Annotated in this window: 20 protein-coding genes, 3 pseudogenes and 1 other annotated feature; of the genes and pseudogenes, 5 read left to right on the top strand and 18 right to left on the bottom strand. The window is 39.2% G+C overall.

Features of this window, described 5'->3' with window-relative positions:
• Positions 1 to 7: 7 nt before the first annotated feature.
• The 9 genes from fabG to QUG14_RS23815 form a co-directional block, all read right to left on the bottom strand.
• Positions 8 to 748, bottom strand: coding sequence for a 3-oxoacyl-ACP reductase FabG (gene fabG, locus QUG14_RS23855; protein ID WP_289342948.1), 741 nt, complete (start codon positions 746 to 748; stop codon positions 8 to 10).
• Complete coding sequence (gene phaZ / locus QUG14_RS23850) at positions 745 to 1,632, bottom strand: intracellular short-chain-length polyhydroxyalkanoate depolymerase (protein ID WP_289344223.1); 888 nt, start codon at positions 1,630 to 1,632, stop codon at positions 745 to 747. The genes fabG and phaZ overlap by 4 nt, the downstream gene beginning before the upstream one ends.
• A 15-nt stretch (positions 1,633 to 1,647) precedes the next feature.
• Positions 1,648 to 2,661, bottom strand: a complete 1,014-nt coding sequence (locus tag QUG14_RS23845) for a 3-oxoacyl-ACP synthase (RefSeq protein ID WP_289342947.1) — start codon at positions 2,659 to 2,661, stop codon at positions 1,648 to 1,650.
• A 17-nt stretch (positions 2,662 to 2,678) separates the two neighbouring features.
• Positions 2,679 to 2,858, bottom strand: a complete 180-nt coding sequence (locus QUG14_RS23840) for a hypothetical protein (protein ID WP_289342946.1) — start codon at positions 2,856 to 2,858, stop codon at positions 2,679 to 2,681.
• A 12-nt stretch (positions 2,859 to 2,870) separates the two neighbouring features.
• The gene (locus tag QUG14_RS23835; RefSeq protein WP_289342945.1) at positions 2,871 to 3,869 is read right to left on the bottom strand and encodes a branched-chain amino acid ABC transporter permease; all 999 of its coding nucleotides are present in this window, start codon (positions 3,867 to 3,869) and stop codon (positions 2,871 to 2,873) included.
• 4 nt (positions 3,870 to 3,873) lie between these two features.
• A complete protein-coding gene (locus tag QUG14_RS23830) occupies positions 3,874 to 4,734 on the bottom strand; it encodes a branched-chain amino acid ABC transporter permease (protein WP_289342944.1) in 861 nt (286 codons plus the stop codon).
• 18 nt (positions 4,735 to 4,752) lie between these two features.
• Positions 4,753 to 5,460 carry an ABC transporter ATP-binding protein gene (locus tag QUG14_RS23825; RefSeq protein WP_289342943.1) on the bottom strand — a complete coding sequence of 236 codons (708 nt, stop codon included), beginning with the start codon at positions 5,458 to 5,460 and terminating at the stop codon, positions 4,753 to 4,755.
• Positions 5,457 to 6,212, bottom strand: a complete 756-nt coding sequence (locus QUG14_RS23820) for an ABC transporter ATP-binding protein (protein WP_289342942.1) — start codon at positions 6,210 to 6,212, stop codon at positions 5,457 to 5,459. Before QUG14_RS23820 ends, QUG14_RS23825 begins: the two co-directional genes overlap by 4 nt.
• Before the next feature lie 90 nt (positions 6,213 to 6,302).
• Positions 6,303 to 7,493, bottom strand: coding sequence for a substrate-binding domain-containing protein (locus tag QUG14_RS23815; protein ID WP_289344222.1), 1,191 nt, complete (start codon positions 7,491 to 7,493; stop codon positions 6,303 to 6,305).
• Between the two features lie 488 nt (positions 7,494 to 7,981).
• Between QUG14_RS23815 and QUG14_RS23810 the strand changes: the two are divergent.
• Positions 7,982 to 8,155 (top strand): annotated as a pseudogene (locus QUG14_RS23810) (transposase); the annotation flags it as partial.
• A gap of 14 nt (positions 8,156 to 8,169) precedes the next feature.
• Positions 8,170 to 8,355 (top strand): annotated as a pseudogene (locus tag QUG14_RS23805) (transposase); the annotation flags it as partial.
• A gap of 232 nt (positions 8,356 to 8,587) precedes the next feature.
• Here QUG14_RS23805 and QUG14_RS23800 read toward each other — a convergent pair.
• Positions 8,588 to 11,836 (bottom strand): winged helix-turn-helix domain-containing protein, encoded by a 3,249-nt coding sequence (locus QUG14_RS23800; RefSeq protein WP_289342941.1) that lies wholly within the window; start codon positions 11,834 to 11,836, stop codon positions 8,588 to 8,590.
• Positions 11,837 to 11,925: 89 nt separating this feature from the next.
• Positions 11,926 to 12,675 (bottom strand): glucose 1-dehydrogenase, encoded by a 750-nt coding sequence (locus QUG14_RS23795; RefSeq protein ID WP_289342940.1) that lies wholly within the window; start codon positions 12,673 to 12,675, stop codon positions 11,926 to 11,928.
• 164 nt (positions 12,676 to 12,839) lie between these two features.
• Between QUG14_RS23795 and QUG14_RS23790 the strand changes: the two genes are divergently transcribed.
• A complete protein-coding gene (locus tag QUG14_RS23790) occupies positions 12,840 to 12,983 on the top strand; it encodes a hypothetical protein (RefSeq protein ID WP_289342939.1) in 144 nt (47 codons plus the stop codon).
• A 51-nt stretch (positions 12,984 to 13,034) separates the two neighbouring features.
• On the opposite strand, the gene thrB is transcribed toward QUG14_RS23790, so the two are convergent.
• From thrB to QUG14_RS23775, 3 genes are read right to left on the bottom strand one after another with little or no spacing between them, the layout of a single operon-like run.
• Positions 13,035 to 13,958 (bottom strand): homoserine kinase, encoded by a 924-nt coding sequence (gene thrB / locus QUG14_RS23785; protein WP_289342936.1) that lies wholly within the window; start codon positions 13,956 to 13,958, stop codon positions 13,035 to 13,037.
• Positions 13,955 to 15,016 carry a threonine synthase gene (gene thrC / locus QUG14_RS23780; protein WP_289342934.1) on the bottom strand — a complete coding sequence of 354 codons (1,062 nt, stop codon included), beginning with the start codon at positions 15,014 to 15,016 and terminating at the stop codon, positions 13,955 to 13,957. Before thrC ends, thrB begins: the two co-directional genes overlap by 4 nt.
• Positions 15,013 to 16,308: a homoserine dehydrogenase gene (locus tag QUG14_RS23775; protein ID WP_289342932.1), complete on the bottom strand. Its 1,296-nt coding sequence runs from the start codon at positions 16,306 to 16,308 to the stop codon at positions 15,013 to 15,015. The genes thrC and QUG14_RS23775 overlap by 4 nt, the downstream gene beginning before the upstream one ends.
• A gap of 255 nt (positions 16,309 to 16,563) precedes the next feature.
• Positions 16,564 to 16,776, top strand: a binding site (T-box leader).
• 71 nt (positions 16,777 to 16,847) lie between these two features.
• Between QUG14_RS23775 and serA the strand changes: the two genes are divergently transcribed.
• Positions 16,848 to 18,482 carry a phosphoglycerate dehydrogenase gene (gene serA / locus QUG14_RS23770; protein ID WP_289342930.1) on the top strand — a complete coding sequence of 545 codons (1,635 nt, stop codon included), beginning with the start codon at positions 16,848 to 16,850 and terminating at the stop codon, positions 18,480 to 18,482.
• A gap of 346 nt (positions 18,483 to 18,828) precedes the next feature.
• On the opposite strand, the gene QUG14_RS23765 is transcribed toward serA, so the two are convergent.
• On the bottom strand, positions 18,829 to 19,968 hold the full coding sequence (locus QUG14_RS23765) for an HAD family hydrolase (RefSeq protein ID WP_289342928.1): 1,140 nt from the start codon (positions 19,966 to 19,968) through the stop codon (positions 18,829 to 18,831).
• A gap of 305 nt (positions 19,969 to 20,273) precedes the next feature.
• Here QUG14_RS23765 and QUG14_RS23760 point away from each other — a divergent pair.
• A pseudogene (locus QUG14_RS23760) lies at positions 20,274 to 20,705 on the top strand (AhpC/TSA family protein); the annotation flags it as partial.
• A 373-nt stretch (positions 20,706 to 21,078) separates the two neighbouring features.
• On the opposite strand, the gene QUG14_RS23755 reads toward QUG14_RS23760, so the two are convergent.
• Genes QUG14_RS23755 through QUG14_RS23745 form a run of 3 tightly spaced genes read right to left on the bottom strand, consistent with a single transcriptional unit; the run spans position 21,079 to position 23,801 of the window.
• The gene (locus tag QUG14_RS23755) at positions 21,079 to 21,387 is read right to left on the bottom strand and encodes a DUF3870 domain-containing protein (protein ID WP_289342927.1); all 309 of its coding nucleotides are present in this window, start codon (positions 21,385 to 21,387) and stop codon (positions 21,079 to 21,081) included.
• Positions 21,388 to 21,395: 8 nt separating this feature from the next.
• Positions 21,396 to 22,604, bottom strand: a complete 1,209-nt coding sequence (locus tag QUG14_RS23750) for an acyl-CoA dehydrogenase family protein (RefSeq protein WP_289342926.1) — start codon at positions 22,602 to 22,604, stop codon at positions 21,396 to 21,398.
• A gap of 12 nt (positions 22,605 to 22,616) precedes the next feature.
• Entirely contained in the window at positions 22,617 to 23,801 is a 1,185-nt protein-coding gene (locus tag QUG14_RS23745; RefSeq protein ID WP_289342925.1) for a CaiB/BaiF CoA transferase family protein, read from the bottom strand.
• Between the last annotated feature and the right edge of the window lie 17 nt (positions 23,802 to 23,818).

Below are 23,818 nucleotides of genomic sequence, written 5' to 3'. Positions count from 1 at the left end.
TTTTCATTCACATCATTATCCCGCCATCTACATGAAGGACGGTTCCATTTACATAGTTTGATTCATCAGAAGCTAAAAACAAGTAGGCGTTGGCGATGTCTTCTGGCTTCCCAAGCCGTGCCAGCGGAACCATCTGTTTCATTTGGTCTAATATTTTTTCAGGAACCTTTGCAGTCATACCTGTTTCGATAAAACCAGGAGCAACAGCGTTTACATTAATCCCTTTGCGCCCAAGTTCTTTGGCCCATGTTTTTGTCATCCCGACCACACCAGCCTTTGTTGCAGAATAATTCGTTTGTCCGACATTTCCATACACACCTGAAACGGAAGAAGTATTAATAATTTTTCCTTTTCCGTTTTCAATCATCGACGGCAAAACCGCCTGCGTACAATGAAATACTCCTGTAAGATTGACATCCAACACAGCTTGGAAATCCTCGACGGTTAATTTAGATAACATACCGTCTCTTGTAATTCCTGCATTATTTATTAGGACACCGATGGTTCCGTAGACTTCACGAACTTTCTCCACCATTTCATCCACACTTGAACGCTGTGCCACATTCACTTGAAAGAATGACACTTCATACCCTTTTTCCCGTAATTCTTGTGCTCTCTTTTCACCTTGTTCTGCATCAAAGTCAGCCATGGCCACCTTTGCACCCTCTTTTGCAAAAACTTCAGCAGCTGTTAAACCAATTCCATTTGCTGCTCCCGTAATAAGAGCTACTTTATTTTTTAATCTCATTTGTACCCCTCAGCATGTAAAAAGTCCGTCATCTCTTTTAGTAATTGTGGTAAATCATCTACAAGTGGTGAATGACCACAATCCTTTAACTCTACAAATTTGGCTTTTGCTCCTAAATCCTCCACCAATTCTTTTGTCATTTCAGCTGTAATAACAAAATCACGGTCGCCTCTTAATACAAGAACAGGTACATTGATTTGATTCACCAGTCCATTACCTTCAACGAGTCCATTATGGTGATGGCTGATATTAAAGGTATTGTTTGAATGATGTACTTCAGCTAAATTCCGCTGAGTTCTCATATCCTGCACATATTCATCGTAAATGTCAGGAACAGGTTGATTTTTTGTATAGATGACAGCATTCCAAATCAATTTCAATAATTCCACATTATTGGTATCGTAGGCTGCTTGGACAGGGATGGTTCGGATTAGGTCATGTTTAATATCTTCATAGCGTGAAAATCTTCGAGGTTCATCGTTTTCATTAAGCTTCCCATCAAACGGATAACCTCTAGTAGATTCTGAGGCCAATAGAATAAGTTTGTTACAATAGACAGGGTAATCGGCTGCAAACTGCATCGCAACAGCCCCTCCAGTTGACCAACCCACAATCGCAAAATCCTTCAGGCCAATTTCATCGACAAAGAGCTTTACATCATCCGAAAAATCCTTGATTGATGTAATAAGCTGATTATAACTAGAGTTTCCAAATCCCCGTAAATCTAAGGCATATAATTTAAACTCTTCTGCCATATTATCTAGAACAAGATCCCAATGCTTGGAAGAAGTCATATTTCCATGGATTAATAGAATCTTTTTTTCTCCGCCTTCGCGCTCGCGATAGGCAATTGTTTCCCCATTTGTTAACTGAACCTCTTTCATTGTCACCTTAACCAACTAAGTCACCTTCCCCCATTTTATTGTCGTTGCCCCCCAGGCATAGCCAATCCCAGCACTCACAAAAACAACAAGGTCACCCTCTTTTACTTTCCCTTCTTTAAGGGCAAGCTCGAGAGATAGGATTTGATCAATTTGACCAATATGACCGTAGTCCTCTAAATAGATTGACTGTTCCCCAGACAAGCCCAATTCTTTTAATACATATTCATGTGCAGACTTTTTCATGTGGAGCATAGCTAAATAAGAAATATCTTCATCCTTATAACCACTTTTCCTCATAGATTCCCTTATCACTTTTATAAAATTGACCATTGATTTTTGTTCCAACCGCTGTTTCATACCCTCTGGATCCAAAACATCAAGTTTATTTGTACGCTGCTCAATTGCCTCTTTCGTGATTGGACTTTTGGTACCGCCAGAAACCACCACAACATCCTCTGAGAAAGACCCATCCGTTACTAACTCCGTTTCGAGCAGGATGTTCTCGTTATGACCCTTTTTTAGCAGAATCGCTCCTCCACCTGCACCTAGATTAAACATGAAGCGTGTCCGCGGGTTCTTGTAATCAATGAAATCCACATTTCGATAACCTCCTGCAAGCAGGACAGTGTTGGTAGTAGGATCAGCCATCATTAGACTTTTTGCTACTTTAAGTGCCATAACCGTGGTTCCACATCTTAGGGCAACATCAAAGGCCCAAGCATTTAAGGCTCCAACTTCTTCTTGCAGTTTGATACCAGCTGTCCACAGTGGATATTCCTTATGTTCTTCACCAATATAAATCACGACATCAATCTCTAATGGATTAATACCTGCTCTTTCAATCGCTTGTTTGGCAGCGATAATTCCCATTTCACACGTATGGTCATCGGGTCCAGGAACATATTTTTTCTTAATCCCCATTTTCTCTTCGACAACATTTGTTGGTATACCTGCTTTTTCAGCTATTTCTCTACCCGTTAAATATTCCTCAGGGAGGTAAAGACCTGTTGAAACAATACCAATTTGCAAAACTTTCACCACCTAGACTAGGAGTCTTCCACCATTGACTTCATAAAAGCTGTCACTTCTTCAATAGAATCAAATAAAGTTTCACGCTCCTCTTGCACATGTGTTACTTTTATTCTCCATTGTTTTTTACCTGTTTCTTTTTCCACTGCCGCTAGTTGAAAACGAACGACGAAGGAAGCAATTTGTAACGAGTCCATGAATGCCTCCTCCTATCCTGCTAAATTTTCTTTTTTCTTTGCAGAATGCTGTTTTTTTCGTTTCCAAGGAAATTTCCTAAGTGTCCCCACAATACCTAACGGGAAGAAAATGACAACCAAAATATATATAATGCCAAAGAAAATAATCCATCGTTCAAAAATCCAATGTTCCTTTGCCAATTCTGTTAACCCGTCATGGGCAAATTCAATTAATCCCGCCCCAATAATGGCTCCAACTAAGGTACCAACTCCACCGATGATTGTCATTAATAAAGCATCTAAGGTCATATCCATCGCGAATACACTGGTATTCACATATCGAAGTGACATCGCATAAAAGATCCCGGCAATTCCAGCTAACACACCAGAAACGACACTTGCGGCAATCTTATAATGTAGTACTTGATAACCTAAAGATTCTGTCCGTTGTTCATTTTCTCGAATCGCCTGCAGAACTCTTCCAAGTGGAGAGTTCGTAAAACGTCGTAAAATCATAAAAGTTCCGATCATTACAGCTAAACAAATAATGTAAAAATTAGTCCGATCGATAAACAATTCTGGAACTCGGAAGGTAAAACCATCATTCCCAAACGTTAAGGTCCTCCATTTTTCCGCTAATACTAAAAATAATCCTGCCAATGCCATGGTTAACATCGCGTAAAAATGACTTTTCAACCTAAGTGTCAGCAAACCAACAATAAAACTTACGATGGCTGTGATGAAAATCGTTGCCAGTACCGCATAAGTAAAATGAAGCATTGTTGGCTCAAAACGCTTCATAAATATCCCAATCGAGTAGGCTCCAATTCCAAAAAACATCGCATGCCCAAAGGAAACGATTCCAGTAAAGCCTAATAATAAATCGTAGCTCATCGCTAGGATGGCAAACACAAAAATTTGGGTTAAGAGGATTAACATATTTCTTGACTCATAGACAAAGGGCAAGAGGAACAAAAATGCCGCAATGATAATATAAATAGCATTCAATCTATTATTTACAATCCACTTCATACTCTCACCCCTTCCCGCCAAATAGTCCTTGTGGCTTAACGATTAACACAATTGCCATTAATAGCATATTTACAGCTAATGATAATTCAGGTACATAATAGGCCATAAATGAACCAGATAATCCAACTAAGATTGCCGCCATAACTGAACCAGTAAAATTACCCATTCCGCCGATAACAACAACAATAAACGCTAAGATAGCAAATTCCATTCCCATTCCTGCATGAATGACTCCAGAGTATGGTCCGAAAAGTACTCCTCCCAGTGCAGCCATACCAGAGCCAATCATAAAGACTAACATAAATACCTTCTTAATATTTATCCCCAATGCCTGAACCATTTCCTTATTCATAACACCAGCCCGAACAACAAGACCTATTTTAGTATTTTTAAGCAAGAATTGAACTCCAGCAAATACGAACAAACCTACAGCGATAATAAATACTCGATACTTTATGATGATCATGTTGCCAATTTCCCAGCTTCCTTTAAGAAAATCTGGAGGGGTAGCAGTGATTTGATTGGGTCCCCAAATCACTTTTAACATTTCGGATAAAACCAACATCAATCCAAGAGTAATTAATATTTGTTGAACATGGTTGCCATAAACCGGTTTGATGATCCATTTTTCTGTGATGATCCCCAGTATAAAACCAGTAAGGATGGCGCCAATAATCCCAATAAAAAAGCTGCCAGTAGTAGTATAAATCCATATGCCGCTATAGGCACCCCAAGCAAACAATCCGCCATGTGCAAAGTTGAGTACATCCATTAACCCAAAAATTAACGTTAACCCTGCAGCTAATAAGAAGATTAGCATGCCTGTTGCCAACCCATTTAATGTAAGATTGAATAAAAGCTCCATTCAAACTTTCCTCCTTTCCTAGGCAATTCCCAAATACTTTCGTTTCATTTCCTCATCCTCTTTTAACTGTTTCATACTTCCATTGCTTACCGTTCTTCCATCGTCGATAATGTAAAAGCAATCCCCTATAGTGCTCGCCATCATGAAATTCTGCTCTACCAAAACGATGGTGGTTTGGTCCTTCATTTGAAGGATGGATTCCATCACCTTCTCGACGACAATAGGTGCCAAACCTTTACTAGGTTCATCGATTAATAATAATTCGTTTTCATTCACATATGCTCTGGCGATAGAAAGCATTTGTTTTTGTCCGCCGCTTAGTAACCCGCCTGGTTTTTTCCAAAACTTTTTTAAGTCAGGAAATAAATTTAAGATATAATCAAGGCGCTTATTTGTTTCTTCATTGTCTTTTTGAATGGCTACTTTCATATTCTCCTCGACTGTCAATCCCGCAAAAATCCCTTGGTCCTCTGGAACATATCCGATTCCCTTTTGAGCAATCGTATAGGTTGGCAGCGCCTGTATCTGTTCTTCTTTATAGATAATACTTCCTTTGGATGAAGGATTTAGCCCCATGATGGTCCTTAACGTAGTTGTTTTACCAGCTCCATTTCTACCGAGCAGCACCGTTACTTCACCCTTTTTCACTTCAAGCGATACACCCTGTAGGATATGATATTGTCCAATATATGTCTCGACATGATTAAGCTTCAGCAGTTCGTTCACAAGCTGATACCTCCCAAATAGGCAGACTGAACGGTTTCATTTTTCATAATTTCCTCAGGGGTTCCGTCCGCAAGTAATCTGCCATTAAATAGCACCATTACAGAATCTGATAAGTCTAGGATCATATCCATTTTGTGCTCAATTAAGATGATTGTCCGGTTGCCTTGATCTTTAATTTTTTTGATTACTTCTAAAATGGCTGGAACATCCTCTAAAGACATGCCTGCAGTCGGTTCATCTAATAAAAGAACCTCTGTTTCAAGAGCAAGAAGCATAGCCATTTCAAGCTTTCTCTTTTCACCATGTGCCAAATTGCTAGCCAATGAGTCTACTTTATCGTCTAGCAATACGAGTTTTAGCCATTCTAGTGCCTTTTCTTCAAATTTTCGATATTTCTTATAATGAAATAACATCTGATAGCGAACACCTGCCCTTGACTGAACTGCTAGTCTTACATTTTCGAGGACAGTTAAATTTGGGAAAACATTTGTAATTTGAAAAGAACGTCCGATACCTTCTCTAGTTCGCTTCGTCGAAGAAAGTTTTGTGATATCCTTTCCCCGAAAATAAATTTTTCCATTTGTAGGATTTAATTGACCACTTAAAAGGTTAAAGAATGTCGTTTTACCTGCTCCGTTTGGACCAATAATGGATTTGAAGTGTTTTTCTGGGACAGAAATGCTGACAGAATCAACTGCGGTATGTCCGCCAAAGGTTATCGATAAATTGTCTGTTTCGATTATGGTTGTCACTCTTTCACCGCCAATCTTGTAGATAGAAATAAGGAAGAGGGTGACCGAAAATAACAGGTCCAACCCTCATATTTTTAAAAATAAATTTTATTAGTTACGTACTGGAGGGGCTGTTTCTTCTGGTGTTAGTTCTCTAATTAGTACTGGGACTGGGTATGGAACGCCATCTTTCTTCTCTAGCTTTATGGCATATATGGCTTGGAGAGCTTGATGATCTTCTGGTCGATAGGTCATTTTTCCTTTTGGTGTTTCAAAGCTCATGCCTTCCATCGTTTCAATCAGTTTATCCGCATCTGCATCCCCTTCAGTTTTCTTCAATGCTTCAACAATTGAAATGGCAGCACTCATACCACCTGGTGTAAATAAATCAGGAACTTCTCCGTTAAATCGCTTCTTATGTTCAGCAACGAGCCAATCATTGATTTCATTACTTGGCAGGTCATGATAATAAACAGTAAAGCCTTCCATGCCAATAAGTGGTTCCATTGTAGCTAAGGCAGCAATATCAGGTGCACCTGTGGAGATTTTGATTCCCTTGTCCTGAACCTTCATATCAGCAATCTGACTCCAAGGAGAGTTTGCACCCGCCCAAACAACAAATAAATAATCAGGTTTTGCATCAATAATTTTTTGAATGTTAGATGTAAAGTCAGTTGCTGCTGGGTCAGCATATTCTTCTAGCACAATATCTGCACCAAGCTTTTCAGCTGCTTCTTTAAAGGCAGCCACTCCGTCACGTCCAAATGAATAATCTGGAGCAAGAGTAGCAATCTTCACGCCATCACCAGCGATAGCGGCTGCACCTGCAACAGCATCCTGTGAAGAATTTCGGGCAGAACGGAAAATATACTTATTAAACTCAGAACCTGTAATACTATCAGCTGCTGCAGGTTCAACAATCATGATCTTTTGGTATTCTTCAGCAAGCGGTAATACAGCTAATGTATCAGCGGAACTGGATGATCCAACTAAGAAGTCCACTTTATCTTCTTCTAATAGCTTGGTAGCTTTTTGAACTGCAACCTCTGGCTTTGTTTCTGTATCTTCGACCACAAACTCAATTTTTCTGCCAGCAACCTCCATTGTTCCTTCTGTTGCATATTCTAGACCTAGTTCAAATCCTCTTAATGTTTGTTTTCCATAGGACTCTAGAGCACCTGTTGTGGAGGCAAGAACACCAATTTTAATTGGTTCCTTATCCTCTGCCTTTTCTCCATTGCCCTTTGTATCTCCCTCCGTTTTGTCAGAGCTGCAAGCTGTAGCAAAAATCATCACAAACATAAGAAAAACTAATAAAGCCCCTTTTCCACGAAATGCCTTCACTTCTTTTCCCCCTTGTAATTTAAAATAAAACCATGCATTGCATTGATTTCATAATAGAAGAGTAGAGTTACAATTTAGTTACAAATCGAAAAGCAGCCTGATTAAGGCTGCTCAGGCTGTCGAGAAACTCTCGACAGTCTTTTATTTTGGCTCTTTTTTATAGAATGTTGTTTTTTGTATACAAATGGACCGTTCCTTTCCGCTACAGGTGCTTGCTTTCCGCGGGGAGGAAGTCGAGCCTCCTCGACGCTTCGCGTCTGTGGGGTCTCGACCTTTCCTCTACATCCCGCAGGAGTCAAGCACCTTTCGCTCCAATCCACTCCTTGCTATCTATATTGATAATGGCACCAATCTTACAGAAAAGGAGACTTTATTTTCAATAACTTTAACGATTCACCGCGTTAATTTTGTATAATACTATTAATATTAATAGGACGGTGGATTAAATGTATAAGCCAAAAAAAGAGATACAAAATGAAGCGGAATTTGTAATTATTGATGATTTAGTGCCTCAAGATCACCTGTTAAGAAAGGTGGACAAATATATCGACTTTTCTTTTATTGGTGAGAGAGTCCGTCCTTTTTACTCTGAAAATAAAGGGCGTCCTTCGGACCCAATACAAGAAAGGAATAAGTAGAGCGAAGCTTCGCAGATTCAAAAGAACTGCATGGGCTTCGCTATTGTAGGTTACGGGGATTGCATAATGCGAGTGAGCAAGTGTTACTCACCGCAGCATGCCAAAATATAAAAAAGATTGCCACACACTTGTCTAGGCTGGAAAAAGTGTGTGGCAATTCTAAGTTAATGCACCCCTGTTGATTGGAGCGGAAGGTGCGAAGACTCCTGCGGGAGTACGGGGCAGGGGGAGACCCCGCAGGCGCTTCAGCGCCGAGGAGGCTTCCCGGCACGCCCGCGGAAAGCGAAGCACGTGGAGCGGAAATCAACAGGCCATTGAGCAGGCAGGAATTTTTTAAAAAACCGTAAGTTAGTCTTTGTTTAAATAAAAAATTGCCGAGAAAGATACCCTTTCTCGACAATCTGAGCAGCCTGATTAAGGCTGCTCAGATTGAGGTATATAATTTTCTGATTCAATGATCATCTGGTGCATTTGCTTTGTTGGTTCAAGCGGTGAAACTCCTAATTCTTCTTCCAACACGACCTTACATTTTTGAAACCACTTCATGGCTTGTGGGCGGTTGTTTTTTCGATAGTAACAATACATTAATAATCGATAGGCTTCTTCCCAAGTCCGATCTCTCTTTAGTATTTTTTCACACCAATAAATCGCTTTATCATAATCTTCATTCCGAACCATTAATTGAGCCATTTTTTCAGCACCACGTAAAAAATAAACAAGCATGCTTTCCCTTTTACTGATGCACCAATCATCATATCGTCGATCTGGCAAGTATTCTCCTAGATAAAGTTTCAAGCCCTTTTCTAAAAGAGTGATTACTTTCTCCTGGGATGATTCACCCAAACCTGCCTCAATCAAAGATTGAAATTGGATGGTATCCAATTCAACTACAGCATGGGGATTCAATCCATAGAACATTCCTTCTCTAATAATAAAAAAAGGAGCTGCTCTAGCCTTTCGTAATGGTTCAAGGACGTGGTGGAGACTATTTAATGCAACTTTAAAGTCACGATCTGCATTTTTTTTATCTTGATTCGGCCAAAGAATTTGGAGTATCTCTTCTTTAGGGATAAGTTCGTTCATAGTAATAAATAGCTGGAACAATTCCTTTCCTTTTTCCCGTTGCCAATCCTTTTCTCCCACCTCTTTTTTCCCAAGCCAAATCTTAAATTGCCCTAGTGTTTTGACTCTTATTGAATAACCTGGATGTGAGTCTAAGGTCGTTATCCCCATATCCTGAAGGATTTTTACAGTATATGATTTTTGAATTTCCTCTTTTGCGCACTCTATTAGCAGTGGAACAAACATTTGCAAATCTCTTGGACTGAACATTGACACTTTTTGAAAAAAGAATTCAAAATCATGTTGTTGTACCATTAATAGAAACTTATCGATTGTTTCTCTAAACAGATCCTGTTCCTTTTCCATATAGTAAATATAGGCTATCCAAAAACTTGCTAACGTTTGTCCAAAGGTATCCTCACATTGGTAAAATAATACTCTAGTTTTCTCTAAGTATCCTAATCCTTTATTGAACCTTTCATTATAAATACAGGTGATTCCCATACACAGGCTAATGAGTGCAGAAAGCCAGATGTCCTGAACTTTTTCAGTCTCCATCAAAGCCCTTTTCCCTGCCTCTATTGCCCGCTCATATTCTCCCCTTGTTCCATATAGTATACAAAGTCCCATTAACGGTTCGGCTTTTCCTCTTTCGACATTCAGCACACTCATAATATCTAACGCAATATTGTAGCACTGTTCTGCTAAATCCGAATCATATTTATTGAGGATTTGTACTGCATGCCCCATTCGTATCCACCCACATGCCTCCACAAAAGGTGCTCGTAAACTAATGCCTTGTTGTATGCCGGCCTGTGCTAATTCTTTGGCATTCAAACCTTCCCCTGTAAAGGCTTCTATTAGCGATAATAATAAATCTGTTTCTCGATGGGATTTCGGAAGTGCGGAACCATTTTTACTGGATAGCTTTTCTTTTTGGTTAAAAAGAAATTTTTTTGCTTCCTCAAAACGTCCTGTTCTTAAATACAATCTTGCTTCAATATTTCCATCCAATAATGTCGCGCTGGATTCTTTTGCCCTTTGCAGCCACTTTTCGGCATTTGTTGATTTTCCTGAATTTAAAAGATTCTCAGAAAGTAAAAAATATAGTTTAGCCTTTTCTTCATCTGAGCAAATGCTTTTTTCTCTAGCTTCAATTGCTTCATATAATAAATTTTCAGCTTGGTGTGGTTGAATGGTGTCTAAATAAATTTTCGCTTTGCCTTCTAACGCCTTGCTCATCCCGAGATAATCTTGTCTCTTTTGTGCCTCTATAAAGGTTCTTTCATAACATGCCTCTGCCTCTTGATATTGGGACCGATAACGGTGTACTTCAGCTTTTAAAAACCAAAGAAGATAATAAATATCTAACTCACTTATTGGAATCAACAGTAAATGGTCAGACAAGCTTTTTAGTTTCCCACCTTCGAGCATATTAATCCCATTGTCCTGTAAGATTGAAGCCATTGCTTTAAAATGACTGATTTTTTTATAATGATAGAGTGCCTCTTCCCACATCAATCTTCTTTCATAGAAGCGTCCACATTTTTCATGAAGCGCATGATAGTTGGTTGGATTGTTTTTTAAGAAAGCGTTTTCTAAAAACTCTTTAAAAAGTGCATGGTATCGATAATGTTTTAGTCCTATCTTTTGGATGAATAAGTTTCGTTCTTTTAGTTGCTCTAACATGCCGGAAGCCCCATGTATTCCAATTACTTCATCACATAGTTCTTCCTCAATGACATCTAAGATTGAGGTTTGTTCTAAAAATTGTTGAATCATAGGAGGCTGTTTTGAAAAGACTTCCATTACTAAGTAGTCGAATAAGTCTTGAAGTGAATAGGAGGAATGTTCAAAGAGTGTTGAGATATCTCCAGTGTGTGGTATCTGCTGCGCGATCATACATAATGCAATAATCCAGCCTTCTGTTAATTGATAGATACTTTGTAAATGGACTGTCTCGATTTCCAGACCATAAAGGTCAGTCAATAATAATTCCATTTCATCAATCGTTAGTACTAAATCTTCACGGCTAATTTCTAATAACTGCCCACTAACCCTCATTTTCGTTAAATGCTTCCAGCCCGGTCGACTGCGGCTTGAGATAACCAAATGTAAGTTGGCTGGGATATGCTGCAGTAATTTTTCAATCCAGCTGTTGATGGTGTATGAATGCTCGATTTGATGATAGTCGTCCAAAATTAAGGTAATATCGGATTGAACATCAAGGATTTCATTAATGAACAACGTGCATAAATAACTTAGATCTTCTTCCCGCATGTACCGATCCATTGTTTCGATATACTTGGCAATTTCTTGTCCAAAGTTAGGAACAAAACCTCGGACACAATGAATGATATAGGAAAGGAACGGAAGGATGTCGTCATCCATCGAAGAAATGGAATACCAGCAGCCAGGGATTCTTTCATCCCTCATAAATAAAGCCAATGCCGTACTTTTCCCAAAACCAGCTCCGGAATGAACTATGGTCAAAGGGTAGCTAGGAATTTTCTTCAATTTCTTCGTTAGTTGAGCCCGTCTAATGAATTCATCTTTGACAACCGGAATCCGTAGTTTTGTTTGAATGATTGGCAGCTTCATTTAATTATCCTCCTTTCAATTTTTCCAATTTTTACACTATTTTAACATATAATGACCCAGCGTGGTACCTAACGAAAACATGGATATCTTTATTCTTCATAGATCATTTTTCTCGTCATCCCACCATCAATAACCATATTAATCCCTGTAACAAAATCATTTTCCTTTGCTGTTAGGTATAAACATGCCCTTGCTATATCATCCGGTTTACCAACTCGCTTTGAAAAATGCTGTTCATGATCAAGTGGTGTCAATTGGGAATAGTCGCCTGTATGTATCCAACCAGGTGAAATTGCATTTACGGTGATTCGATCCTCACTCAGTGATGCAGCCAAGGCATGGGTTATGGCGACAATTCCACCTTTTGTTGCCGCGTACCCTTCAGAATTTGGCTCAGACATAATTGCGCGGGTTGATGCGATGTTTACAATCGTTCCCCCGTCTTCATTATCACGCATAAACTTTGCCGCTTCTCGTGAACAGAGAAAAACACTTCTCAGATTGGTCCTGATAATATCATCCCATTCCTCTACCGTTACTTCATAGACTGATTTAAACAAACCTTTACCCGCATTATTGATTAACACATCAATTCGACCATAGGTCCTTTTTGCTGTCTCCATTAAATTGATAATATCACTTTCACTTCTTACGTCGGTCTTTACAAAAAATACTTCTGCACCAGTCTGTTTTAGTGCAGATTCTGTCTGTTTCCCTTTTGCCTCTTCCACATCTGCAAGCAACACCGTAGCACCCTTTTCTGCATAGGCAGAAGCAATACCACGACCAATACCATTTGCTGCTCCAGTTACAATGACAACTTTGTTCGTAAACGTCATATTCCTTTCCTCCCATTTTAGCTATTTCCAATTTAGTTTAACTCTACTTGGTAAACCAATATTTCTCAAGATATCCTCGTAAATAGGTGGAGATTATTTCTATGTAACATAATAACTTTTTAAGAAAAACTAAAAAAACCTCTAAGAAAAGGAGAAAGGTCAATATGCAGGAAAAGTGTTTTTATTGTGTAAATGAAATAGAGGAAAAACAACATCACTATGTTACATTTCTAAGTTCTAATACAGAAAGAGACGAAATTCTTTGTGATGATTGTTATCAAGAATGGCTGCAAGGACTAAAAGGGTAGTCCTCTCTCCACCATAAGTAAAAAGAAATAGGGCCGATATAAATCTCGACCCTATTTCACTATGCAATTATTTAATTTGGATACAGAACTTCCTGTAAAGTTAATGCTAAGTTGTTTAGCTGTCATGTCAGGAAAAGCTGAATTTAAGGATTTTTCTAGTCCCGTTGCCTTCCCTTTTTCACAAAAGCATAGAATAGTCGGGCCAGCACCACTTAAGGCAACACCGAATGCCCCTTCCGCTTTTGCGAATGTTGCCACTTCATCATAAAACGGAATCAGTGGTTTCCGATATGGCTGGTGAAAAATATCTCTTTCCATCATCTTCCCAGCCAATTCCCAGTTTTGACTAAGGAGGGCAGCGACTAACACATTGGAAATTGACGAAGCAAGAATACTATCTTTATAAGAAAATTCAATTGGCAAAACACCACGAGAATCCTTGGTTAACAAGCTTTCCTTTGGTATTACAGCAACCATCTCAAACGTAATATCTGAAATAGAAACGATATCAACTTCTCCTTGCTGGTAACTGCCGATCACAAGTCCTCCGTATAAAGAGGCTCCAACATTATCTGGATGACCTTCTATCTCTGTAGAAAGCAATAATTTTTCTTTCTTAGTTAAACCTAGTTCTCCAATGTAATCAGCCAGTTCAATGCCCGCAATGATAGCCGATGCACTTGAACCGAGACCACGAGCTAATGGAATTTCACTCTCAACCTTGATTTTACATGGATGAAGTTCCTTGCCATATTTTGCTGCTGTTTGTAAGGCAATTTGACAAATAAAATGCTGTTCATCAGAAGGCAGATCTTTTAATTCCTCAGAAGTGGAAAAACACTCCCACTTCTCACTTTTCTCTACTTCTAAACTTAAAAATAAATTAAGCGCGATTCCGATTGAGTCAAAGCCAGGTCCAAGGTTAGCAGAACTTGCTGGCACTTTGATAACAAACTTCTCATCAGTCAGAGTCATCGATTGACAACTCCCTTGATATGTTGTGTCACGGCTTGTTCATCATTTGGTAATTTCTTCACATCCACAAGGCTGCTTTGAATAGCGGTATCAGGATCTTTCAAACCATTTCCGGTAAGGACAGCAACGATTTTTGATCCCTTTTCGATTTTGCCCTTTTGAATAGACTTCAGAACTCCAGCAATTGATGCACATGAGGCTGGTTCAGCAAAAATCCCTTCACTGACTGCAATTTTCTTATAGGCAGCAACAATTTCATCATCGCTAACTTCATCAAATAAACCATTGGATTCTTGTACAGCAGATACGGCTAAATCCCAGCTTGCTGGATTACCAATTCGAATGGCTGTTGCAATTGTTTCTGGATTTTCAAAGACACGATTGTGAACAAGAGCTGCCGCCCCAGCTGCTTCAAAGCCATACATTTTTGGTAATCCTGTTCCTTTATGGTTGGAGTATTCTTTAAATCCTTTCCAATAGGCACTAATATTCCCAGCGTTTCCAACTGGAATCGCTAAAATGTCAGGAGCAAATCCTAGCTGATCACATACTTCAAAGGCTGCAGTTTTTTGTCCTTCTAAACGAAATGGATTAACCGAATTAACTAGGGTAATCGGTTGTTCTTTACTGATATTTCGCACCATTTGTAATGCTTGGTCAAAATTCCCCTCAATCGAGATAATTTCTGCTCCATACATCATGGCTTGAGCAAGCTTTCCTAAGGCAATTTTCCCTTCAGGAATAACGATAATACAACGTAATCCTGCCCGAGCGGCATAAGCAGCAGCTGCGGCAGAAGTATTACCTGTTGAGGCACAGATGACTGTTTTACTTCCAGATTCTGCGGCCTTTGCGACAGCCATAACCATTCCTCGGTCTTTAAAGGAACCTGTTGGATTTGCTCCTTCTAGTTTAACGAAAAGCTCCACATCCAATTCCTTTGAAAGCCGTTCTAGCTTCACAAGCGGAGTATTTCCTTCATTTAATGTTAACATTGGTGTTTCACTATTTACTGGTAAAAATTCTTTATATGCTTCAATTAATCCTGGCCATCTCATAATGATTTCCTCACTACTCTATATGCACTTTTTACTTCTTTTACCGCTGGTAAATCTTTTAATTCATGAAGAATTGCATCGTAATTTGTTAAGGATGCTTTATGTGTAACTAAGACAATTTCAGATGTTTCATGTTTCTTAACTGGCAGTTGTAATATTTTTTCAAAGCTGACTCCATACTTTGCAAAGATGGAAGTGAGTTCTGCGAATACCCCAACCTCATCCTGTACATGGATTCGTAAGAAATATTTCGAGTATTTCTCATTATCATCTTTTAAGCGTTTAGGATATTGAGGAGTTACTGCACTGCGGCCATTTACTCCAAGACGCAAATTTTTAATCACCCCAACTAAATCTGAAACAACTGCTGTTGCAGTTGGCAAACTCCCTGCGCCTGGTCCATAAAACATTGTTTCACCAACAGCTTCGCCGTATACATAAACAGCATTATACTCATTTTGTACGGAAGCCAAGGGATGGTTATCAGATAAGAATGTAGGTTGAACACTTACTTCTACTTTTTCCCCTTCACGGTGAGCATAACCTAAAAGTTTCATTGTATACCCTAATTGCTTCCCATATCGTAAGTCTTCTTCTGTAATTGTTGAAATTCCAGATACTTTTACATCATCCAACTCTATATTCATTGAAAAACCTAAAGTCGCTAAAATTGTCATTTTTCGAGCAGCATCTAACCCTTCTACATCCGAGGTTGGATCCGATTCTGCAAAACCAAGTTCTTGTGCTTCTTTAAGAACATCTAGATAAGCACTTCCATCCTTGCTCATTTTTGTTAAAATATAGTTAGTGGTACCATTTACAATACCCATCATTTGAGTAATGCGATCAGATGCAAGGCCATCCACTAAACCTCTTAAGATTGGAATGCCGCCTGCAACACTAGCTTCATAAAACAAATCACAGCCATTCTCAGAAGCAACTGTTAACAATTCTGATCCATGAAGGGCCATTAAATCCTTGTTTGCCGTTACTACATGTTTTCCTTGGCGGAGAGCACTTAGTAAATATTCCTTTGTTTCCTTGACTCCACCCATTACTTCAATCACAACATCAATTTCTTTATCATGTAGGATATCAGATGGGGATGACGTTAGCAAAGTGGGATCTACCTCTACTGGTCTTGTTTTATGTATATCTTGGACCAGTATTTTCTTTACTACCACAGGACAACCTACCTGGTGCATTAATTTATCCTGGTGATTTTTAATAATTTTCACTACACCTGATCCGACTGTTCCTAATCCGAGTAAACCAATTTTAATTGCTTCCATATTTATCCCTCCCACACTGTCTACCACATGCGTACAATTGTATTTATATAGTAGACATTATATGATTCTCTCAATATATTTACAATAGACTAATTTTTTTAAAAATTCAATGTAATCGCTTACCGCCGCACCAGCATTGGTATACATTTTTATAATTTTTTTTTTCAATATAGCTAATCGCTAAAATATTCTGTTTTATCCCTTTACAATACTAAAGGTATCGATGTAGAATATTCTTTAAATTCAGTTAAATAATAAAATGTAATGACGAAGACGGTAGTAAGAAGATGCCTCAGAGAGCCGGTGGCTGCTGTGAACCGGTGCAATTTCTTAAACCTGCCCAGCCCTTCTGAACTGGCAGACTGAAGTTTTTAGTAGGAATGCCCGGGATTTCCCGTTAACAAGTTTGAGACTGCAGCATTTTTACGCAGTAAACGAGGGTGGCACCACGTAGATCACGTCCCTCATAACAAGACAAATCTGTCTGTTATGGGGGATTTTTTAATTTTAAAACTAGAAATGAGAGGATGAGTAAAAAAATGTTTAAAGTACTTGTAACAGACGGCATTAGTGATACTGGATTAAAAAAGTTATTTGATCACCCTAACTTCATTGTTGAGCGCCAGCCTACATTAAAGTTTGAAGAACTAAAGAATATTATTGGAGATTACGAAGCTTTAATTGTACGCAGCCAAACGAAAGTAACCGCAGAGCTGCTTCAATATGCGGACCGTCTTAAGGTAATTGCTAGGGCAGGTGTGGGTGTAGATAATATTGATGTGAACGCGGCTACAGGAAAAGGGATAATTGTTATCAATGCTCCAGGTGCCAACACAATTGCGGCCACGGAACATACATTAGCGATGATGCTTTCTATGGCAAGAATGATTCCCCAAGCGCACAAGAAAACAGTTGGCGGAGAATGGGACCGAAATTCTTTCAAGGGAGTAGAATTATACAAAAAAACGCTTGGTGTCATAGGTATGGGTAAGATCGGAACCGAAGTTGCCAAGCGTGCAAAAAGCTTTGGAATGAATATATTAGGCTACGATCCATATTTAACAGAAGAAAGAGCCGAAAAACTCGGAATGAAAAAGGCTAGCCTCGATTTAATTGCACGTGAGTCAGATTTCATTACCATCCATACACCATTAACAAATGACACCAAAGGTTTGGTAAATGACGAATACTTAAGCAAGACAAAAAAAGGTGTCCGATTTGTCAACGTCGCACGAGGCGGAATTATTGATGAAAAGGCATTGGTTCGTGCTATTAAAAGTGGCCATGTTGCAGGTGCTGCACTTGATGTTTTTGAAAAGGAACCTGTTGCTGATCCAGAATTACTAGATAACCCAAATATTATTGTAACCCCGCATTTAGGAGCATCAACCGTTGAAGCGCAGGAAAAGGTTGCCCAAGAAGTAAGTGAAGAAATCATCGAAATTCTTGAAACACAGTCAATCCGTAATGCGGTAAATATGCCGCAAATGTCTGGTGAGTCACAGCAAAAAATGCAGCCATACTTACTTTTAGGTGAACAAATGGGGCAGCTTGTTGTTCAATTACTAAAACATGCACCTTCTAAAATAGAAATTAATTATTATGGAGATTTAATTGAAGAAGATACAGAATTGTTAACACGAACGATGATTAAAGGTATCCTTTCTTATCATTTAAGTGATTCTGTTAATTTAATTAATGCACTGCATCTTTTAAAAGGACAGGGAGTTTCTTACAATGTCCAAAAGAACGCCAATAATAAAGGTTTTGCCAACTATATGGAACTTTCCATCACAAAAGGCTCAGAAACTGCTAAAATTGGCGCTACCGTATTAAACGGCTATGGTGCAAGAATCGTTAAAATTAACGAGTATCGTATTGATGTTAGACCTGAAAGCCATCTTTTACTTGTAAAACATCAGGACGTCCCTGGTATGATTGGTAAAGTTGGATCGCTTCTCGGTGATTACCAGATTAATATTGGAACGATGCAAGTCGGTAGAACAACTGTTGGTGGAGAAGCCATCATGGTGTTAACCCTTGATAAGGAAATTACTACAGAGGTAATCCGTGCCCTTACACAAATTAATGGTTTAAACGAAGCACAATCTTTGGAGTTAGAAAATGTTGATTCCTTCTATCCAGGAAGATTTGAGTTAGAGAAAGTTAAATAACCAAAAGAAGACCAAATCTCATATTGATTTGGTCTTCTTTTTTTATATTTATGTAATAAGTGAGTAAATAGCAAAATTTCGAGAGTAAACCTGAAAAATGGGTTTTCTGTTACAGTAGAGTTCTTATAGGATAAGAGCCCGAAACCTTCTAAAAAAGGCCATTGCGGTCACTCATAGTAGCCATAAATGCCCGAAATCTTTAAAAAAAGGCCATTGCGGTCACTCATAGTAGCCATGAATGCCCGAAACCCTTTAAAAAAGGCAATAGTGGTCACTCATAGTAGCCATGAATGCCCGAAACCTTTTAAAAAAGGCAATAGTGGTCACTCATAAGGATGATATGACCTTAGTTTTTACCGATTATTCCCCTCACCTCAAGCACTGTATCAAGAATATAATCTGCCTCATGCTTTTCAAATGTACTTCTCGCATCTTTTCCTGATAATCCTGTCAATACTGCTGCAAACTTACATCCCATTTTTCTAGCAGCTAGCAGGTCGGCCAAAGAGTCACCCACAACTAGGACCTCTTCACCGTTTTCAATTGGCAGTGGTGTATTTATGCAATCCTTTGATGAAGTTCCTCTGCCTTTTAGTCCCACGATGTAAGTGAATGGGTCCGGCTTTGATAACGACCTTCTTTCAATCAATTCTTTTTCCGCTGTTTGCACATCATCTGCAGTGACAATATGATTGATGTCAAAGTGTTTTAGCCAGTCTAAATGATGAAATGGCTGAATGGTTTCAAGCTCAGGTCTCCCTGTTCCAATCCCAATCTTAACACCAGAATTTTTCAAAAATGTAAAAAGTTCATCAATATCTTCTTTCGCTGCTAATGTGGTTTCATTTGCTAAAAAGCCTTTCTTTCCCAGTTGAACAGAATGTCTACCTGTAGATTTTTCCACATTATCATCACCAACGTACCATTCCTGACTGACATGCTCACAGACTAACCAAAGTGTACTAATCCCACTAAAAATTTCTGTATGAACCCCTAGCTTCTCCTTCGCTAGCAGATTTAGATAATTGAACAGCTCTTGCTTTGTTTCCGTTGACCGTTCAAAATCAGGAACAAATCGATCGAAATCTAAGCTAATGTCATAGTTACCTAGAACCTTGCCTATTTCAAGCAACACGTCTCTATTAATGGGTTCTTGCATCCAGATGTTGATCCTTTCCTTCTCGTTTTCCTTTATTTGAGATAAAAGATGAATGAATTGATGACCAAAGGAAAGATAGATCATATCCCAGTTCGCATTAAGCCCCCTCGACTTCATGAGCTTAAGGACCTCATCGTTTTTTCCAAATACAGTCTCGCGGACTACCTTTATTTCTGTTGGGCTATAATCCGTTTTGTATTTTTCGGGTGATAATGCCAAATAATTTTTACTAATTAATAATTCCCATACGGTTAGAGCTGACGCATCAAAGTAATGCTCCTCACTTAACAAAACGCCATCAACATCAAATAATATTGTACCAATCATCTAAAAACACCCTCTTCTCCTAGTCCACTTTATTTCGTTATCGTAACACAGTGAAGGTCCATTTATAAAGTAAATTATTGATGTTTAAAAGACATGTAATACTCACAAAGTATTCCAATGTACGAAATTAAATAGTGTTACATGATTGATAAGCTTGAAAAAGACAACGCGAAAAAATTTGAGGTGAAACATTGGATCTTATACTACAAAGACCATTCAAAGTAGAACAATCATTTAAAGAAGTAATAGAGAATAAAAAAAGTTTAGTTATATTCGTCCGCCATCCTGGCTGACCCGTCTGCCGTGAAATGCTAACGCAGTTGCGTGAGAGATATGAAGAATTAACTAGCACGGGGTATCAAATCGTCATTATTACTCCATCTACAGTTTCTTACTTAGAAAAATTTGTTGAAGCATTTGGTCCATACCCTTATCCAGTATACGGTGATCCCGACCGCGGATTGTATCGAAGTATGGGTCATCAGACAATGCAAAAATGGAAACTGCTTGCTAAAGCAGGAAAAGCATATTTAAAAGGCGGCACAAAAGCATTCACTCCAGAGGATCTAGAACAAAAAAGGCTCGTTCAAAAGGCAATGAAAACCCATGATATCTATATTCAAGGTGGCTCCTGGTTATTTGATGAAAAAGGCAATATCCTTTGGAATCATATTGACACCGTTCCTGAGGATCATGCTTCAATCGAAACAATACTCAAAGAAATGAAAAAACACTAAATCTCAAAAACAGCTTAACGACTTTTGTTAAGCTGTTTACTGTGAAGATAATTAATCTTGTCATTCACTGAACACATGGTTCGGGATTGGGAATCCTTAAAACAACCTATTATAACCAAAAAGAAAGCAGAGCTACCAATCGGAGGGTAACTTTGTATCAAGCGATTTGTGTTTTTAATTAAAATCCTCTTACCTGCCAAAATGATTCCACGATCTGCGAATTTTATTCCTCTACCTGCATAGTTCTCCTTCTTACGTGCATAAAACCTTTGTTTATCTGCCTAATCAATTCCACACCCAAACTTGAAGATAAAATAGCCAGGCTGCTGCCTGCTTAGGCAATCTATTTTCCTATTCATGATAGTTTTTTTATCTATTCACTATATTGATTGTATAAATCTTTTACTGCTGCTATTAGCGCATTAACTGCTTTTCCCCGATACCCCGCTCTTATCATTTCAACAATCTCATCTATCCCATCCTGTAAGCTGTGACCTTTTAAAATTTGTTGAATATATTCTCTTCCATGGTCAGTGGCAAGGGTGCAGGAGGATTGGATAATGACCCCATATTTTTTATCAATCTCAACGGTAATGGTTAATGAGTCAAAAACACTTTGGGCTGCCATCCCCTGCGGCAGGCGGGCATGACCAGCGAGAAAATAAGTTTTTATTCCTGACATATTTTCACCTACCCTTTTATTAAAATCTCTTCAAATGGCCATGAAGGGAGCATTTTTCTCAGTGGTTTATCCTCGCGGTAACCAAGTGCATATTCTCCTTGCATAATCGTATGAATTTCACGTGTTCCCTCATAAATGACAGGAGCTTTTGCATTACGTAAATATCGCTCAACCGGGAATTCATTTGAGAAACCATAAGCACCATGAATTTGCACAGCATCGTTGGCAGCTTCTAAAGCGGCATCGCAGGAAATCCACTTTGCCACTGAAGTTTCTTGTGTGTTACGCTTTCCCATATTTTTTAACCAGCCGGCTTTAAAGACTAACAGACGGGAAATCTCAAGATTTGCAGACATTTTTGCAATCATTTGCTGTACGAGCTGATGTCTTCCTATTTCTTTGCCAAAAGTTTTTCGTACCTCACAGTATTTTACACTTGCCTCAAGCGATGCCATAATTGTCCCACAGGCCCCTGCAGCCACAGTAAACCGGCCGTTATCAAGTGCAGCCATCGCAATTTTAAAACCTTCGCCTTCATACCCAAGCAGATTCTCTGCCGGAACCCGAACATTGTCTAAAAACACTTCACCCGTATTACCTGCGCGGATGCCAAGCTTTCCTTTTATCGCTTTTGTCGAAACACCTGAGAAAGAACGTTCAACAATAAAGCAGGAGATGCCTTTATGCATTTCTCCTGGATTCGTTTTGGCAAAAATCAAAAAGTGATCGGCAACGTCACATAACGAAATCCATGTTTTCGAGCCATTTAACAGATAGTAATGTCCGTCTTTTACAGCGGTTGTTTCCATCGCCGCTACATCAGAGCCAGCGTTTGGTTCCGTGAGCCCAAATGCCCCAATCTTTTCTCCCTTTGCCTGCGGAACAAGGTACTTTCGTTTCTGTTCCTCTGTTCCCCATTGCAAAAGCGTCATGCTGTTTAAACCGGTATGAACAGAAACCGCGGTACGGAAGGCGGTATCTCCCCGTTCTAATTCCTCACAAACGATTGCGAGCGTATTGTAATCCATACCAACACCGCCATACTCCTCAGGGATACAAACACCCATAAGCTGTAAATCGGCTAAGCGCTTCAAAATATTGGTTTCAAAATGACCCTTCTCATCCCATTCCTTTATAAAAGGAATAATTTCACGATCAACAAATGTTCGAACAACCTTCCTTACACTTGTCTGTTCTTCCGTATATGAAAAATTCATTTGATTTTCCCCCTATATGATTTGGTTTTGTTTCATTGCTTGAATTTCTGATTTAGCGTATCCCAGTTTTATTAAGACTTCTTCCGTGTGTTCGCCGAGCAATGGAGGGTGACGATTGATTTTTACTTCAGTTTTTGAAAACTTTAACGGTGAACCAACAAGTTTTAAATCAGGGATTTTCGGATGCTTAACATCTACAACCATATCCCTTGAACTCGCCTGCTTCGACTCTAATGCTTCTTTGACATTATGAATCGGTCCATTTGGGATGCCTGCCACATCAAGCATCTGTTTCCATTCTGCTCTTGATTTCGTTTTAATCCTCTTCGCAATGAGGGCTACTAACTCGTCCTTATATTGCAGCCTGCTTGAGTTGGTTTCATATACCTTCGAAAGCAGTGATGGATCCTCCAGCAAAATGGCCAACTTTCGATATTGCCGGTCATTTCCAACCGCAATAACAAAATCACCATCACTCGCTGTAAATACCTGATAAGGAACGATATTTGGATGGGCATTGCCAAGACGTTCTGGAATCTGACCTGAACATAAATAGTTACTTGCAACATTCACCATTGCAGCCAGCTGGGAGTCAAATAAGGAGATATCCACTTCCTGTCCCTCACCTGTCATGTTTCTGTGTTGAATCGCCCCTAAGACTCCGATACAGGTGTACAGCCCTGTTAGTACATCAGCGATTGCTACCCCAACTTTGACAGGCTCGGCATCCTTGTCTCCAGTAATGCTCATTAATCCTGAAATTGCTTGAATCATATAATCATAGCCTGGCAGATGGGAGTATGGCCCATTAGAGCCAAATCCGCTGATTGAGGCAAGGATAATTCCTTTATTACACTTTTTCATCTCCTCATAACCGAAGCCTAGTCGTTTGAGGGTTCCTGGCTTAAAATTTTGTACAACCACATCAGCCTCTAAAACTAGCTTTTGTAATATCTCTATGCCTTTTTCCGACTTCAAGTTTAGAGTAATTCCTTGCTTATTTCGATTGGCACATAGATAGTAGGCACTTTCTCCCTCCACAAAAGGTGGTCCCCATCCTCTTGTTTCATCTCCTGTATCGATACTTTCAATTTTTATTACTTCCGCCCCCATATCGCCTAGGATCATCGTGCAGTACGGTCCAGCTAAAACTCTGGATAAATCGATAACTTTCATCCCATGCAATGGTCCTAACACTCTTTCCCCACCCCATT

It is taken from the genome of Neobacillus sp. CF12 (genome assembly GCF_030348765.1).
Taxonomy (GTDB): Bacteria; Bacillota; Bacilli; order Bacillales; family Cytobacillaceae; genus Neobacillus.
This window is presented reverse-complemented; position numbering and strand designations above follow the sequence as displayed.